The 14,454-nt window shown below is 50.6% G+C and carries 21 protein-coding genes and 1 tRNA gene; 6 read left to right on the top strand and 16 right to left on the bottom strand.

The features are described 5' to 3' along the window. Window positions 1-17: 17 nt before the first annotated feature. Genes G9C99_RS10720 through G9C99_RS10710 form a run of 3 tightly spaced genes read left to right on the top strand, consistent with a single transcriptional unit; the run spans window position 18 to window position 1,413 of the window. Window positions 18-704: a GntR family transcriptional regulator gene (locus tag G9C99_RS10720; protein WP_166417476.1), complete on the top strand. Its 687-nt coding sequence runs from the start codon at window positions 18-20 to the stop codon at window positions 702-704. A 2-nt stretch (window positions 705-706) separates the two neighbouring features. Next, a complete protein-coding gene (locus tag G9C99_RS10715; RefSeq protein WP_166417475.1) occupies window positions 707-994 on the top strand; it encodes a DUF1330 domain-containing protein in 288 nt (95 codons plus the stop codon). Window positions 995-1,008: 14 nt separating this feature from the next. Then, a complete protein-coding gene (locus G9C99_RS10710) occupies window positions 1,009-1,413 on the top strand; it encodes a carboxymuconolactone decarboxylase family protein (protein WP_166417474.1) in 405 nt (134 codons plus the stop codon). Window positions 1,414-1,449: 36 nt separating this feature from the next. Here G9C99_RS10710 and G9C99_RS10705 read toward each other — a convergent pair whose 3' ends face one another. From G9C99_RS10705 to G9C99_RS10645, 13 genes are all read right to left on the bottom strand, one after another. Then, entirely contained in the window at window positions 1,450-1,632 is a 183-nt protein-coding gene (locus G9C99_RS10705; protein WP_166417473.1) for a DNA gyrase inhibitor YacG, read from the bottom strand. Continuing rightward, window positions 1,632-2,660, bottom strand: a complete 1,029-nt coding sequence (locus G9C99_RS10700; RefSeq protein ID WP_166417472.1) for a ribonuclease E/G — start codon at window positions 2,658-2,660, stop codon at window positions 1,632-1,634. The genes G9C99_RS10705 and G9C99_RS10700 overlap by 1 nt, the downstream gene beginning before the upstream one ends. Further along, entirely contained in the window at window positions 2,657-3,229 is a 573-nt protein-coding gene (locus G9C99_RS10695; protein WP_166417471.1) for a Maf family protein, read from the bottom strand. Before G9C99_RS10695 ends, G9C99_RS10700 begins: the two co-directional genes overlap by 4 nt. Before the next feature lie 4 nt (window positions 3,230-3,233). After that, window positions 3,234-3,452, bottom strand: coding sequence for a translation initiation factor IF-1 (gene infA / locus G9C99_RS10690; RefSeq protein ID WP_011455993.1), 219 nt, complete (start codon window positions 3,450-3,452; stop codon window positions 3,234-3,236). A gap of 68 nt (window positions 3,453-3,520) precedes the next feature. After that, window positions 3,521-4,414 (bottom strand): carbon-nitrogen hydrolase family protein, encoded by an 894-nt coding sequence (locus G9C99_RS10685; RefSeq protein WP_166417470.1) that lies wholly within the window; start codon window positions 4,412-4,414, stop codon window positions 3,521-3,523. Continuing rightward, window positions 4,411-5,028: a GNAT family N-acetyltransferase gene (locus G9C99_RS10680; RefSeq protein ID WP_166417469.1), complete on the bottom strand. Its 618-nt coding sequence runs from the start codon at window positions 5,026-5,028 to the stop codon at window positions 4,411-4,413. The genes G9C99_RS10685 and G9C99_RS10680 overlap by 4 nt, the downstream gene beginning before the upstream one ends. Next, window positions 5,025-5,423, bottom strand: coding sequence for a ketosteroid isomerase-related protein (locus tag G9C99_RS10675; RefSeq protein WP_166417468.1), 399 nt, complete (start codon window positions 5,421-5,423; stop codon window positions 5,025-5,027). The genes G9C99_RS10680 and G9C99_RS10675 overlap by 4 nt, the downstream gene beginning before the upstream one ends. Window positions 5,424-5,578: 155 nt before the next feature. Continuing rightward, on the bottom strand, window positions 5,579-6,040 hold the full coding sequence (locus G9C99_RS10670; protein ID WP_331459991.1) for an arsenate-mycothiol transferase ArsC: 462 nt from the start codon (window positions 6,038-6,040) through the stop codon (window positions 5,579-5,581). Window positions 6,041-6,043: 3 nt separating this feature from the next. Beyond that, entirely contained in the window at window positions 6,044-6,523 is a 480-nt protein-coding gene (locus tag G9C99_RS10665; RefSeq protein ID WP_166417466.1) for a UPF0262 family protein, read from the bottom strand. Window positions 6,524-6,597: 74 nt separating this feature from the next. After that, window positions 6,598-7,899, bottom strand: coding sequence for a histidinol dehydrogenase (gene hisD / locus G9C99_RS10660; protein WP_166417465.1), 1,302 nt, complete (start codon window positions 7,897-7,899; stop codon window positions 6,598-6,600). A 108-nt stretch (window positions 7,900-8,007) separates the two neighbouring features. Then, a complete protein-coding gene (locus tag G9C99_RS10655; protein WP_166417464.1) occupies window positions 8,008-8,487 on the bottom strand; it encodes a DUF2948 family protein in 480 nt (159 codons plus the stop codon). Continuing rightward, complete coding sequence (murA, locus tag G9C99_RS10650) at window positions 8,487-9,752, bottom strand: UDP-N-acetylglucosamine 1-carboxyvinyltransferase (protein WP_166417463.1); 1,266 nt, start codon at window positions 9,750-9,752, stop codon at window positions 8,487-8,489. Before murA ends, G9C99_RS10655 begins: the two co-directional genes overlap by 1 nt. Further along, the gene (locus G9C99_RS10645) at window positions 9,753-9,923 is read right to left on the bottom strand and encodes a hypothetical protein (protein ID WP_166417462.1); all 171 of its coding nucleotides are present in this window, start codon (window positions 9,921-9,923) and stop codon (window positions 9,753-9,755) included. Window positions 9,924-10,021: 98 nt separating this feature from the next. Between G9C99_RS10645 and G9C99_RS10640 the strand changes: the two genes are divergently transcribed. Next, window positions 10,022-10,096 (top strand) — tRNA-Thr (locus G9C99_RS10640). Here G9C99_RS10640 and G9C99_RS10635 read toward each other — a convergent pair. Both G9C99_RS10635 and G9C99_RS10630 read right to left on the bottom strand, forming a co-directional pair. Continuing rightward, complete coding sequence (locus G9C99_RS10635; RefSeq protein WP_166417461.1) at window positions 10,075-11,640, bottom strand: recombinase family protein; 1,566 nt, start codon at window positions 11,638-11,640, stop codon at window positions 10,075-10,077. The genes G9C99_RS10640 and G9C99_RS10635 overlap by 22 nt on opposite strands. Then, window positions 11,627-11,959 (bottom strand): hypothetical protein, encoded by a 333-nt coding sequence (locus tag G9C99_RS10630; protein WP_166417460.1) that lies wholly within the window; start codon window positions 11,957-11,959, stop codon window positions 11,627-11,629. Before G9C99_RS10630 ends, G9C99_RS10635 begins: the two co-directional genes overlap by 14 nt. A 214-nt stretch (window positions 11,960-12,173) precedes the next feature. Between G9C99_RS10630 and G9C99_RS10625 the strand changes: the two genes are divergently transcribed. Further along, complete coding sequence (locus tag G9C99_RS10625; RefSeq protein ID WP_166417459.1) at window positions 12,174-12,893, top strand: hypothetical protein; 720 nt, start codon at window positions 12,174-12,176, stop codon at window positions 12,891-12,893. 81 nt (window positions 12,894-12,974) lie between these two features. Then, window positions 12,975-13,523, top strand: coding sequence for a hypothetical protein (locus G9C99_RS10620; protein WP_166417458.1), 549 nt, complete (start codon window positions 12,975-12,977; stop codon window positions 13,521-13,523). On the opposite strand, the gene G9C99_RS10615 is transcribed toward G9C99_RS10620, so the two are convergent. Further along, on the bottom strand, window positions 13,508-14,443 hold the full coding sequence (locus G9C99_RS10615; protein ID WP_166417457.1) for a hypothetical protein: 936 nt from the start codon (window positions 14,441-14,443) through the stop codon (window positions 13,508-13,510). The two genes, G9C99_RS10620 and G9C99_RS10615, sit on opposite strands and share 16 nt — an antisense overlap. Window positions 14,444-14,454 lie beyond the last annotated feature (11 nt).

The raw sequence follows: 14,454 nt of genomic DNA, 5'->3' as shown, positions 1-14,454 counted from the left end.
CTGCTATCTCTGCCGCTATGAACAAAGCCGTACTTTCAAAGATTTCACACCCTCCAGCGACCTTGCGAGACATGGTTCAGGAACGCATGCGCGAAGCCATTATTGAGGGGCACTTCAAGCCCGGAGATCGCTTAGTTGAACGCCCCTTGTGCGAACAACTCGGCGTAAGTCGCACGGTAATTCGCGAAACTATTCGATATTTAGAAGCCGAAGGGCTGGTCGAAATTCTATCCGGACGTGGCCCTATCGTCGCAACAATGAACAGGGATGACGCCCGACAAATTTACGAAATTCGCCGCATGCTCGAAACGGCAGCCGCCCGTAAGTGCGCCGAGAACATCACCGAAGAACGCACGCTGAAACTTGAGACAGCACTTCTCCATTTGAAACAGGGGTTTTCTGATAAAACCCCTGGTGCATTATTTCGTGCAACTGCAGATTTCTATTCAGAAGTCTTTGATGGTGCAGGACATCATATTGCTTGGGAAGTTGTTCAACGGCTAAACGGCCGCATCAGCAGACTTCGGATGATGACGCTTACGACAGCGGAGCGCGCACAACCCGGTCCGGCACATATGCAAGCAATCTGCGATGCAATCGTTTCAGGAAATCCCGATGCCGCCGAAACAGCGGTACATAACCACCTGAACGATACAGCCGCAATCGCGGAACGGTTACTCGCCGAAGAAGAAAGAAATACCTGATCATGCCCAAAGCTTATTGGATCGCCAACGTAACAGTAACCAATGCAGATGCTTACAAAGGTTATCAGGCCATTGCACCCGAGGCCTTCGCTGAATTTGGAGCGCGTTTTCTTGCACGTGGAGAAGCCGAGACACTAGAAGGTGTCGCATGGGAACGCCGTGTAATTATTGAGTTTGACAACATCGAACAAGCACGTGCCTGCTACACCTCAGATAAATACCAAACTGCACGCGCAAAACGCGCCGATGCCTGCACCGCTGACATTGCATTGATTGAAGGCCTAGCTTGAACAAAGGAAATCCCATGACGACAACATTTGAAACTGGCCTTGCGAAACGCAAAGCTACGCTGGGCGCTGAATACGTAGAAAAAAATCTCGCGGCAGCAGATGACTTTAACAGGCCATTTCAAGAGGCGATGACCGAATGGTGCTGGGGATTTGGCTGGGGGGATGACGCGATTGACATCAAAACCCGCTCTCTCATGAATCTGTCGATGATTGGCGCTTTAGGCAAAATGCATGAATGGGAACTCCACCTCAACGGAGCAATCACAAATGGCTGCACCATGGAAGAAATCCGAGCTGCAATCCATGTCATTGCAATCTATTGCGGCGTACCTCAGGGCGTAGAGTGCTTTCGCATTGCGCGGAAAGTATTGGAAGAACGTAAATTAATCGGCTTTGACGAACCGATCGAACGAGACTGACTCTAATGTTAAGGCTTCAACACCTCTGAAGTCACATTAATGAGTCGTTGGATCATCTTTATGTAGCACCGAATTGGCCTCTGACAGCTCATCTGGGTCATCAGATGGGGTGGTATACGTCCCATCGAACCAGCGCCCCAGATCGATGTCCGCGCAGCGTTTTGAACAAAAGGGGCGGCACTTCGCGTCCGCCTCTTTTTCGCAAATAGGACAGGCCATTAGAACGATACTCCCAGCGGCATCCTCTCGCGTTTCCGCTGCAATTCATAATGCCCTAAAGGCGTCCAATCGACCATCGCTGTATCAATCGAATCCGCCCGGAACGCCGTGCGCATTGCGCTTTCCAATTGGCGGCGATCCTTCTTGGCCATCGGGGCGAAATCAATTGTTATCTGGCCGCCTAAACCGCGTATTCTCAATTGCTTAGGCAATTCTTTGACCACAGCCAAATTCGCCTTTAGCCCCGCTGCCGGGGATGTATCGCCGCCTGTGTTGACGTCCACAGCGATCAACGCGCGGGTCGGTTCAACATACATGCTCGCGCCGCCAGACAGCCGCACGTAAGTGCTGCGAAAATCTTCAAGCGCGTCCAGAATTCCGTGGTTTTCAAACGCGTCTTCGTCCGAGGCCACAAGGTCCGGTTTGTCCCATTCACGCCACGCCATATGGTGCGGATCAGGGCCTTCAAGGATCAGCTCAGGCTCACTGCCCTCCGCGTCCCCCATCACCTGAAGCGCCAGTTGGAACATCTCATCAATATCCTCAGCCACCTCATCCGGATCAGCCCCCATCGCACTAGAACGCACGATCAAACCAAACTCTTCACCCGCCATAATCTCATGCGCCACCCCCATCAACCGCGCACGTTCTTCTTCGTCTTTGATAGAGCGGGAAATGTTGAGGCCAGGCGCATCAGGCGTGACAATGGCAAAGCGGCTTTTAAACAACGGCTTATGCGTTACTGGGGTGGCTTTTCCCTCGTCTGCATACCCTGTTACTTGGACCAGCATAGATTGCCCCGGACGCAGTCCTTTGCCTTGCCGCAAAAAGGCTGTTCCTTCAGGAAGGCGCAGCATCATTCCGCCCTGCCCTTTTAGGGGGCGATCGCAAATCGCACGGTAAATCGCACCGGGTGTTGGCATATCCTCAACCGGTTCAATCAGGAAGTCCTGTAACACCCCATCCACCAGCAACCCAGCGGCACGGCGGCCATCAATTTCACCTAAGGCAGCGACGCGACCCTTCATGCGGTTTCTCCAATGATCCCAGCAGTTTGTAGTAGGCTCGCCGTTTCCGTAAGCGGAAGCCCGACAACACCGGTGTATGATCCGCTCAGCCATGGAATAAACCGGCCTGCGTAGCCCTGAATGCCATAACCGCCCGCTTTGCCATCCCATTCGCCCGTGGCGATGTAGGCGTCGATATCTGCCTCTGTCAGCTGTTTCATCTTAAGGGCGGTGACAGTTTCTTTTTCCCACAGGTTGTCGCCTAATCGCAGTGCCACAGCCGTAACAACTCGGTGGCGACGCCCCGAAAGCATCCGCAAATATTTGCGCGCTTCAGCCTCGCCCGCGGGTTTCCCCAAAATACGACGTCCAAGCGCAACAACCGTATCGGCAGACAGCACTGCCTCGGTTGGCAACGCTTTGACCGCCAAGGCCTTTTCACGCGCAAGCCGCACGCAGTATGGGCGCGGCGTTTCGCCTGGTTTTGGGATTTCGTCGATGTCTGCCGGACGAATATCATCCGGCACAATGCCGATTTGCGCCAGAAGCTCTTTCCGGCGCGGGCTGGCTGAGCCGAGGATAAGCGTCATCTGCTTACTTAAAGCGGTAGTTGATCCGACCTTTGGTCAGATCGTAAGGGGTCATTTCAACTTGGACTTTGTCCCCAGCCAGAACCCGGATGCGGTTTTTGCGCATCTTACCTGCCGTGTGAGCGATAATTTCATGGCCGTTTTCCAGCTCGACCCGAAATGTCGCATTTGGCAAGAGTTCCTTTACGACGCCGGGAAATTCGAGCATTTCTTCCTTGGCCATGTTCACTCCATAGTTAGCCACCCGACCAGATGCGGGCGCGGCTTAGATGCGCCTTTATTCCGGGTTTTTCAAGCGTTTTTCGGCAGTAGGTCCGCAATAGTGACAGTTTGCACCCTGCTTTCTTGTTCTGACCAGTGTGTTTTGTTCAGAACACGACCGTCGCGACGCACTTCTCGAATCGCATCTAGGGAAATTTCACCGTATACCCAACCCGGTTCATTCAACTTTCCCTCAGCAATGACACCAGTGTCGGGAAACCCGTTATCGGGCGGGCCATAGATCGCTGCGGCCCCTGTATTCATGTCAACAATTGGGTTCCATTCAGCGGCCCCAACAGTTGGTGAATGCACAACAACGCACTGACTTTCGAGCGCGCGCGCCATAGCGCCAATTCGAACGCGCCAATATCCCGACAGACCTTCCGTACAAGACGGCGCTAACAAAATTTCAACGTCTTGCTCAATCAGCGCACGCGACAAATCGGGAAATTCGCTATCATAACAAATAATCACCCCGATACGGCCGATTTTGGTATCAAACACAGTCAATGGACCGCCGGGAATAACATCCATTGTGTCTCGCTCAAAGCGAGTCATAATCTGCTTGTCTTGTTGCGCCAACTGTCCATCGGGGGTGAAGAACATTGCCCGATTAACCGGTCTTTTGCCCACATAGCAAGGTGCAGAAGCCCCTAGGATGTAAATCCCAAAAGACGCCGCAAGTTCAGCATAAAGCGCATTCGCCTGCTCTAAACTATCAGAAACAGCTTGCATGCTTGCCTCAATATCACCCGCCGCATTTGCGCCTGCAAGTGAAGCCAATTCCATCGCCCCATATTCAGGGAAAACCAACAAAACGGCGCCGTTATTAGCCGCTTCAGCCACCCATTTCGTTGTCTTTTCGACATAGGATGCCCAAGTTTCGTGCCAATCAATCGGATAGGCGGCAGTTGCGATTTTCATGAACATTCTCCTACATTTGAGGCACTCGGCAAATCCCGAATCCAGAACTGAAGCTCTTTTCCTGTTTCTTCGTTTTCGTCCAGATCCTTCCACCTAAACTTGGCACGCACACCCTCAAGCGGCGCATACCCCCGGCTTTGCCAAAACCTGTCTAACGGGCTGTAGTTTTCGGGCTTTAGCGGATGATTGTCTGGCCGTACCACGCTACAAAACGTCGATTTTAAAAACCCCAACCGCATTGCATGTGCTTCTCTCTGATCGAAAAACTGATGCCCTACTCCATGCCCACGATATTCAGGCAACAGTACAGATTCCGCGCAATAGAACACGTCGTTAAGATCGACGCTTACCCCAGAAAACGCCACCCCAAAATCGTCTGCATGCTCTGAAAGAGGCGTGCCCGTTGACGCCCCAACAAGCCGATCCCCATCAAAGGCCCCGACCAAAACAGCGCCGTCACTATCACGGTAGGTTTGCAGGTACTGTTGTTCATAGCCTAGATCCCCATCGTAAAGATAAGGGTAGGCCCGAAATACCGCGAGACGCAATTTTGCGACGTCATCCAACGCCTGATCCAATGCCGCCCCGGTCAGCACGTTAACGATCAATGTCATTGGCTAACCTGTTTGGTCCATTCATTCAGATTGTAATAAGTTGTAACGCGTGTGATTTTTCCGTCAGACAGGCTGAAAAATGCCCCAGCAGGCAATTTATAGGATTGCCCGTGGGCTTCAGGTAGACCCGGATCGGTTTTCAAATAGGTTCCGTTTACGATAAATTCTGCCGCGCCTCGTGATCCGTCGTCTGAGACAAACAATGTCATATCGGTCAGTACTTCTTTGTAGCATTCCGACATATGATCGCAGAACGTACCAAAGGCTTCTTTCCCCAGCCGCGTTTCACCTTCGTTCACATCGTGGGAAAATTCGTCGGAAAGTTCATCAATCATTGCGGCGGTGTCACCTGCATTGAAAGCATCGTAATAGCGTTTAAGCGTTTCAACAGACATATCGGTCTTCCAAGTTTTTGGCATACTGTTCAGATTTCAAACTGGGTTATACCCAATCCAATTTGATGCAGAACAATCCAAAGACATTCGCCTCGTCAATGCTGAACCTCCCATTCATCGACAAAGAGCGACAAAAATCAACATATCCAACACAATTAAGACAACCTTGGTGGCCCAAATCGTTCAATCAACTTATCGCTGATTTGATCGCGCGCTTGACGATAAGAACTCAATTTAGCTTCGCGCGTTTCTCCCAAACCGGTTGGGTCAATGATTTGCCAATAATCAACATCCAGGTGATAGAACCGCGTCAGATCGAGTGCCTTGCGCTGGCTAGCCGGGGAAAGAGCAACGACCAAATCAAAACTTGAAAGATCATCGCCCCACTCTTCCATTTCATCAAAAGAACGCGACCGATGGCGTGATAATTCAACATCCATCTCCTGACAAACCGCAATAGAAAAACCATCAATATCAAGATCGCTTTTCACACCTGCAGACTGAACATAGGTTGACGTGCCATAATACTTTTTCATCAGCCCTTCGGCCATTGGGGAACGAACAGCATTATAGTCGCAACAAAAAAGAATGGATTGTGGCAGTTCCTTAAAGGACACGCATTACCCCCCGAAATGCAAAACGCAGATCAGTGTGAACAACCGACGCGCGGTGTCAATATCAATCTCTGCCTTGCCTTCTAGACGTTCCTGAAGCACGCGCGCACCTTCATTGTGAATCCCGCGGCGTGCCATATCAATTGCCTCGATTTGTGATGGCGTGAGTTTTTTCACGGCATCAAAATAGCTTTCGCATATCTGAAAGTAATCTTTCACAACTTGGCGAAACGGCCCCAGCGATAGATGAAATTCACCTGCTTTCGCAGCGTCCTCAGTCATGATGTCAAACACCAACCGACGCTCTTTTATCGCAAGTCCGAGACGATAGGGCCCTGCCGGCACCTCACGCCCTTCACGCACGGGCAAGGTGAAACTGTTGTCTTCCAACAGATCAAAAATAGCGACTTTGCGCTCTTGCTCGATTTCTGGTGTCGGCACGGCGAGGCCGCGATCATCAATTTCAATATGGCAAATGCGGTTCATTGCAGTAACTTTTCAATCGTTTCATCGCTGATATCCTAGGTGTGCAAAAATATCGAGCAATTATTAAAGTTGGCTTAGGTGTTCAGATGATCCAACCGGAGCCGTATCGACAAACCATGCGCCTCAAGGCTTTCGGATTGCGCCAGTGTTTCACCTGCTGGGCCAATCGCACGCAATGCCATTGGGGTCATTTTAGAAAGCGTTGTGCGCTTTAGGAAATCAAGCACCGAAAGCCCGGACGAAAAACGCGCCGAACGGGCGGTTGGCAACACATGGTTAGGACCGCCGATATAGTCGCCGATTGCTTCGGGTGTATATTGGCCGATAAATATCGCGCCAGCATGTTTGATCTTTTCCGCCATGCCTTCAGCATCCTCTACGCAAAGCTCGAGATGCTCCGGCGCGATACGATCCGACAATGCAATGGCCTCGTCCATATTTTGAACAGTGATGATTGCCCCAAAATCACGCCAGCTAGGCGTTGCGATATCTGTGCGTTCCAATGTTTCCAAACGCTTTTCAACAGCTTTGGCAACATCCTGACCAAATGCAGGATCATCTGTTATTAAAATGGATTGCGCGCTTTCATCATGCTCTGCCTGAGACATCAAATCGACGGCAATCCAATCGGGATTATTGTTTTTATCCGCGACAACCAAGATCTCTGATGGGCCAGCAATCATATCAATGCCAACCTTGCCAAACACCCTTCGCTTTGCAGCCGCGACAAACGCATTGCCTGGTCCAGTGATCTTATCAACCGGAGCAATTGTTTCAGTTCCATAAGCCAGCGCTGCAATCGCCTGTGCCCCGCCAATGCGGTACACTTCATCGACACCCGCGATACGTGCGGCCAACAACACCAGCGGGTTAACAATACCGTCAGGGGTCGGCACACATATAGCCAACCGTTCAACCCCAGCCACCTTTGCCGGGATTGCATTCATCAAAACCGATGAGGGATAACTTGCCAATCCACCGGGCACATACAACCCTGCCGCAGAGACCGGTCCCCAGCGCCAGCCCAGCGTAGCGCCAGCGGCATCTGTCCAACTTTGATCCTCGGGCACTTGGCGCAAATGGTATGCACGGATACGATCCGCAGCAAGCTCTAGCGCGGCACGTTCTTCTGGCGAAACCTTGGCGCATTCCGCATCTATTTCGGCCTCTGAAAAAGCTAAACCATCGGCTGCCAGATCAAGCCGGTCAAATTTTGAGGTCAGCTCAATAACAGCACTGTCGCCTCTTTGACGAACATCATGAATGATATCCGCGACCACCGCATCGACATCTGGGCTATCTTCGCGCTTGGTCGTTAGAAACGTTGCGAAGTCTGCTTCAAAATTTGGGGCAGTTGTATCTAGAAACAGTGGCATGAGGGTCTCCTTTGATTGCCCTCATAGCGGTGTCCAGCGTTGGCCTCAAGCACCAAGCCGTCGCAGGAGCGCATCACAGCGCCCCTATTCATTGTTGCTTACAGACGATTAATCGTCGTGCTTTGGTGCTTGTTTCGATGGGGCCACGTAAGGACGAGTGACATCCTTTAGCGCAACGTCCAATACTTCAACGTCCAGCGCGATTGCGCCATCCCCTGCCAGTGTCAGGACCACGCGCCCTGTTCCATCTTCACCGGGCTCAAACTCGACCGACAACAAAGACAGGACCGTATCAGCGTCACCACGTTCAACCCCTTGGGATTTGACGTTCAGAACATCCTCAACCAGCAGCACAGATTGAACACGTTCATAAGAGCGTCCACGCCGCTCAGCCGCTGTTTTATCTTCCCAACGGAACCGATTTAACAAAATAGCAAAGCGACGCTGCGATTTCTGAAAAGAAATTTCGCTTGCAGGAAAAACAGCATCCTGTGCAAGCGACGCAATAATCGCCAGATCATCTGTATCGTTTGCTTTTAGACGAAGCGGCTGTTCACCACCCTCTTCAAATGTTGCGTCTTGTGCCATTATTCTTTGATCCTTTCGATCTTCGCCCCAACGGCAGACAGTTTCCCAACCACATGTTCATATCCGCGATCAAGATGGTACACCCGGCTAACCGTTGTTTCACCTTCGGCGGCCAACCCAGCTAGAATAAGCGAAACCGACGCCCGCAAATCCGTGGCCATCACAGGCGCGCCTTTTAGTTTATCCACCCCGGTAACCGTCGCAGTACCGCCTTGGACATCAATTTGCGCGCCCATGCGTAACAATTCAGGCGCATGCATAAAGCGGTTCTCAAAGATCTTTTCTTCCAGAACAGATGTGCCCTCTGCCGTACAAAGCAACGCCATCATTTGCGCCTGTAGATCGGTCGGAAAGCCCGGAAACGGTTCAGTCACAACATTAACCGCATTCACCCGCCCATTTTTACGGCTAACCTTGAGTCCCCGCTGAGTTTCCTCAACTGAAATACCCGCTGCATCCAGTTTTTCACAAAAAGCAGACAACAAATTAATGCGCCCACCAATCAATTCAACTTCACCGCCTGCGATCGCTGGAGCGAGCATGTAAGTGCCCAGTTCAATACGGTCTGTTACCACAGGATGAGTTGCACCGTTCAAACGATCCACACCTTGGATGGTAATAGAAGGTGTTCCATCCCCTTCGATCTGCGCACCCATCCGGCGTAGGCAGTCGGCCAAATCGACAATCTCTGGTTCGCGCGCTGCGTTATTAATAACGGTTGTGCCCTTGGCCAAAGTCGCTGCCATCAAAGCGTTTTCAGTTGCCCCAACAGAAGCAAAGTCAAAGTCAATCACGCCGCCCTTAAGACCTTGCATTGCTTTGGCGTGAACATAGCCATCTTTCAGCTCGAGCTCTGCGCCCATCGCCTCAAGCGCTTTCAGATGTAAATCAACAGGCCGCGCACCAATCGCACATCCACCGGGCAAAGATACGATTGCATGGCCGTCGCGTGCCAACATCGGCCCAAGAACCAAAATAGATGCGCGCATCTTACGCACGATATCGTAATCAGCTGTATGATTATGGATATTATGCGACGACATCGCCAAAACCTGCCCGTCCTGCATAGAGGTCACTTCGGCCCCCAGCGATTGCAGCAAAGTGGTCATGGTTTTAATATCAGACAGGCGCGGCGCATTGGTCAGCGTAAGCGGCTCTTCGCTGAGCAAAGTCGCAGGCATAAGTGTGAGACATGCATTTTTAGCCCCCGCGATTGGAATTTCACCATTCAGTGGCCCGCCGCCTGTAACAACTATCGAATCCATTTACTCTTCCTTTGCCTCGCTCGGGGTTGCCCCGGAATCATTGCGCGCACGTGCCTGCGCTTTGCGTTTCCCCATGTTCGCCTTTAGAGATGCCTTAAGGCGATCATCTCGGCTTTGACCTTTGGGGGCCTTTTTTTCAGTGCGTTTCTGTGTGTCGTTTGCCTTGTTCATGCCCCCTTCCTAACGCAGCTATTAAAAAGGGTCCAGATTAGGCTTGCACGACTTTGCGAATAGCATTAGAGAGCGCCACACAAGGCACAATTGCCTAGGCTGTGGTAGCTCAGTGGTAGAGCGCGTCATTGGTAATGACGAGGTCGGGAGTTCAATCCTCCCTCACAGCACCATTAACTTTTACACCCCTTGAAATCATACCTAACGCCTTGAACGGTAACGCTATTTCTGGTGTTCTAGGTCCATTTATCCGATGATACGAAAATCCGCCTGAAAACCCCAATCTCAGCACGATTCTGCGCAGGTTTCTATCGCCGCTTTCCCATATTTTCCAAGGGTTTGAGAGCACTGTAAGGGCGAGTTCTAGGAATGCTTCGTAGCTGTTCGATTTTTTCGGCGTTTTTGTGAGGTTTTCGGCCATAAGCACCTTTGATCTTTCCAATTTTGCGATCCTTTTTTCGTAAGCGCCGATGATTGAATCGTCATTCGTGCGCATGATGCGAGAAAGCAAAGCTTCGATTTTAGTATCAGTTTCAGTGATTTGCCGTTTCGCGGAACGTGCAGCGTCTTTGGTGTGTTCTATACGACCCTCCCACGCTCTTTTGAACATCTTCTTTGCCAAAATCATATATGTCGGGCTGGGTTGCAGAGACTTCACGACCTCTTCAAATGCTCCTTCAATTTTGGCACGTGAGATGGACTTCCCGTAACTTTCACAGTCCTTCGTGTGGCACAGGTAATAAGGATAATACTTGGTCTTCCCCTTTGACCAAGAAGAGCGCAGCTTGGCTCCGCAATCGCCACAGGTAGCAAAACCGCGCAAGGCGAAGTCCTCGCCGATATCTGCGCGTGCAGGGGCATAGCCTGTGTCATTAAGACGTGCTTGGACCTTTTCAAACGTCGCCATTGAAACAAGAGGCTCGTGTTGGCCTTTCAGCCAGTTCAGCTCATAGACCTCGCTACAGACGTAACCCGCGTAGAGAGGGTTGGTCAGTAAATCCGTAACACGTTTGTCCCGAACCTTACCGTCTTTTATGTGTGGATAATCAGGCTTGGATTCCAGAAATCGCTTCACTTCGGCCTGAGTGCGGAACCTCCCAATCGCAAAACCTTCAATAGCCTCACGCACGGCGCTTGCGTCTGGCTCATCTGGGTGCAGCAATTTACCATGGCCTTTTACGGTCTTGTATCGAAAGCCAACTGGTGCGTTGTGGACCCAATATCCCAACTGCATCCGCGCCTTCATCTTTTGCGCTACTTGCCGACCGTTTTGCTTGCGCTCTAATGCACCTTGGGCGGCCATGATCGTTTCGATAAATTCACCTTCGGGCGTTTCATCAAACTTGAAATTCAAACATTCAATCGTGGCACCCCGCACACGAAACGCCTCACGCAAATCAAGGTGAAACCGCGTGTCCCGCGCAAAGCGTTTGAGATCATCGAAGATCACGACAAACTGCGTATCTGGTTGAGCGTCCAAGAATGACAGCAGCGCCACCATTCCGGGTCTTTTCATGAAATCACCGCCGCCTGTGATCGTATCTGGAAACACCGCAGCGACTTCATGTCCCTGCGATGCAGCAAATTCACGACAACGGGTTTCTTGGCTCTGAAGACCGTGACCATCCGCTTCTTGCGCCCGTGACGACACGCGGCAATAGATCAGCGCCTGTCTCGGAGCATCTGTATCTGGTTTTGTGTATCTATTCTGACGCATGCGGATTCCTTTCACTCGACCCATCGCGATGTGGGGCTGATGCCTGTTCGAATTCTGATGTTGTATTGTCCAAGTTTAGCACATCTCGGATCGGCACTTCAGCCAAAGAGATGTCTTTTCCACAAGCCTGCTGGAGAGGGTGAACACCAAAGCCGAGATCAACAAAGTTGACGACAATCGACCATAGCGCCTCGATTAACTCGCGCTTGTCTTCATCTGAGATATCTTCATCTTCGAAGAATGGCAGATAGGCGTCCCAATCAATCGTCAGGCTAGGCGGGGCCGTTTCGGGATTAAACTCTGGGGGAATGTCGGTCATGGCCTGTCTCTTTCTGCCTCTTGGCGTTTCTCTGGTTGGGGGTCTCCTTTGTCGCCTCTCATTGCGAGAGAACGTAAGTGGAACATTATAGGATAATATTCCTAAGACCCAAAGCGTGAATTTTCTGGCTTTGAAATCTGGATATCCTAAAATACCACTGCAATGGCCGTAGCCTGCGGGTAAAATCGGGTAGCTTTGAGGCAAGGATTTTGATGTGGATAACAATTGGAAGACAGCTACCAAAGCCGATCGTGCCGCCCTTTATCACGTCGCCCGTGTTGTCGCAGACTCCACCGACATGAGCGTGGAAGCCATTATGGAGCAGGCCTTCGGTCATAAATTGATGGTTGGCACAGACTATCTATCTAACTTTCGCAGCGGAGCCATTGGACGCCCCAAAGCCAAGCTGATCCACGCTTGGATTGCAAAAAACCATCTCGAGACGGCACATGCAGTTGATCCCAAGTTATTTCCCAAACTGCATACAAACGCATGGGATGATTATCTAACCAATCATGCCATCCACGGCAAATTGCGTATCGCACGGTTCGACAAATCGATGGGGCTGGTGCAGCGCAAACGAGACCAACCGAAACCCGACGAAATATTAAAGTTGGGCGAAGAGTTCTGCTTCCACTTGGACAGTGATATCGCAGGTTATGCCGTAGCGTTTCAGATGTACGAAGGCACGATGCACCCAATGCCATTGGGTTTGAACGGAGAATTCCTGACTACGATCAATCGCGGCAAACAGTTCCTGCCAATCGATGAAACGGGAGAACCAGAAAAGCTAGTCGAGAGGAGTGATATTGGGCAACATCGGTTCATTGTCGCGGTAACAGAAGACCAATCAAAGTTACCAACAGTCACACAGCCGCCTCTAACAATCAGGGACGTTAGAGTGCATCATTTAGGTGTGCAAATAAGTATATGATTTGATGATGTGCTTCGAATCTGTAACTTTCAATATCATTGATCAAACCCTTGATCTCACGCCTATATTGGGAAAACAGATTTGACCAAACTGACATTAGAAAATCACCTTGAACGAGACACTCGCCTAGACGGCTGGAGCGTCAATGGAATCGGCCCGTATTCTCACTCAACTGAGGATTGGGTCAAAATGATATTGGATGTATCCCTTGATATCGATCTGCCTCCGTTTTTAGCTGAAATGTTTGATCGCGCTCAGGCAAGCATGGTCTACGGTTGTTATCACTATCCTCTCTTCACGCTGGGAATGGAGGAACTTTTCCGCTTCGGCGAAAGCGCGTTCCGCGAAGCAATCAAAGAAGCAGAACCACCAAACGGCCTCACTAAGAAAAGATATGTTGATCTGCAAAAGTGGGCTTCTGAAGAAGGCTTGACCGATATCGCCGCCGCTAATCGCTGGGATGCATCGCGCCAGCTACGTAATTCAGTCAGCCACAAGGATGGTGCGTTTTTGTTAGGCCCCAATGATGCGTTGAGCCAATTAGATATCACCAAAGAATTGGTAGAGGCGCTGTTCATCAACTGTCGAAACCATGCAAGGCACAAGGTAAGAGCTCAGATTGATGAATGACCGAGACTTTCCAATACTGATGCGTTCAACTCTTTCAATTCTGCCCACTGTTTCGCACCGACAGTCACAAGTTCATCCCATTGCCCCAATTTGGCGCGACCAATATCTTCGAAGAAAACTTCAGGCGATCCGAGGTCAGCAACAATAGATTTTGCCCCCGCAACCTCAGCAAGCGCTACAGCATCCCAAAAAGCAGGCAGGATCACCTTTTTGCTGAACGCCAGCTTTTCCTCGTGAGAGGGTAGCTCGTCTTCAAGGATAGACAGTTCGCCACGTGCCTTGGTCTTCGCATTGGCAGGAATTGACCACATCTCGACAACATGACCGAGTAATTGAAATATGCGCGTTACTGCTTTGGGATGCGTGGAATGTTCAAACCCGTTCTGTTCGTCAATGCTCTCGATTAGAACCATCACAACGATTATACTGGTGATCTTTCTTCGCAGCCCTGCCCAGCTTGTCGACGAATAGATGTCCAACATGGTATCAATCGCATCATGGTCAGCTTGTAACTCAAGGCACTGCAAAGTTGTTCCGTCAGGTCGACAAAATATGGCTGGTGGAAACTGTGTTTTTGGATGAAATCGCGAGACCAAATTTAAACTTGGATTAAATTCAAGGACTTCGAAATGCCCTAGTTCGGCATGCTGGAGCTCATGTAAGACTATCCAAGAAAGCGATGTTGCTGTGAGATTTTTCAAATCTCGCCCGACAAAATCTAAAGGATACAAGCGTACGAATTCAGCCCAAAGGTCAGAAACGGTATCAATTTGTCTTTCACCGATAGAGACATGGATGGTTTGACCACTTTTACGGACACTTGCCCAAAGGTATGGGTCATCCGCGTAGGCGAGTTGAAAGGTACTCTCAGCGGTGCCTTGTAAGCAGCTGACTACTTCGATCAAAATGTCGTCAGCCACACGTGCCTCCT

It is taken from the genome of Cochlodiniinecator piscidefendens, assembly GCF_011326755.1.
In the GTDB taxonomy this organism is placed as follows: Bacteria; Pseudomonadota; Alphaproteobacteria; order Rhodobacterales; family Rhodobacteraceae; genus Cochlodiniinecator; species Cochlodiniinecator piscidefendens.
The sequence above is the reverse complement of the archived record's forward strand: the minus strand, read 5'-3'. Positions and strand labels throughout refer to the sequence as shown.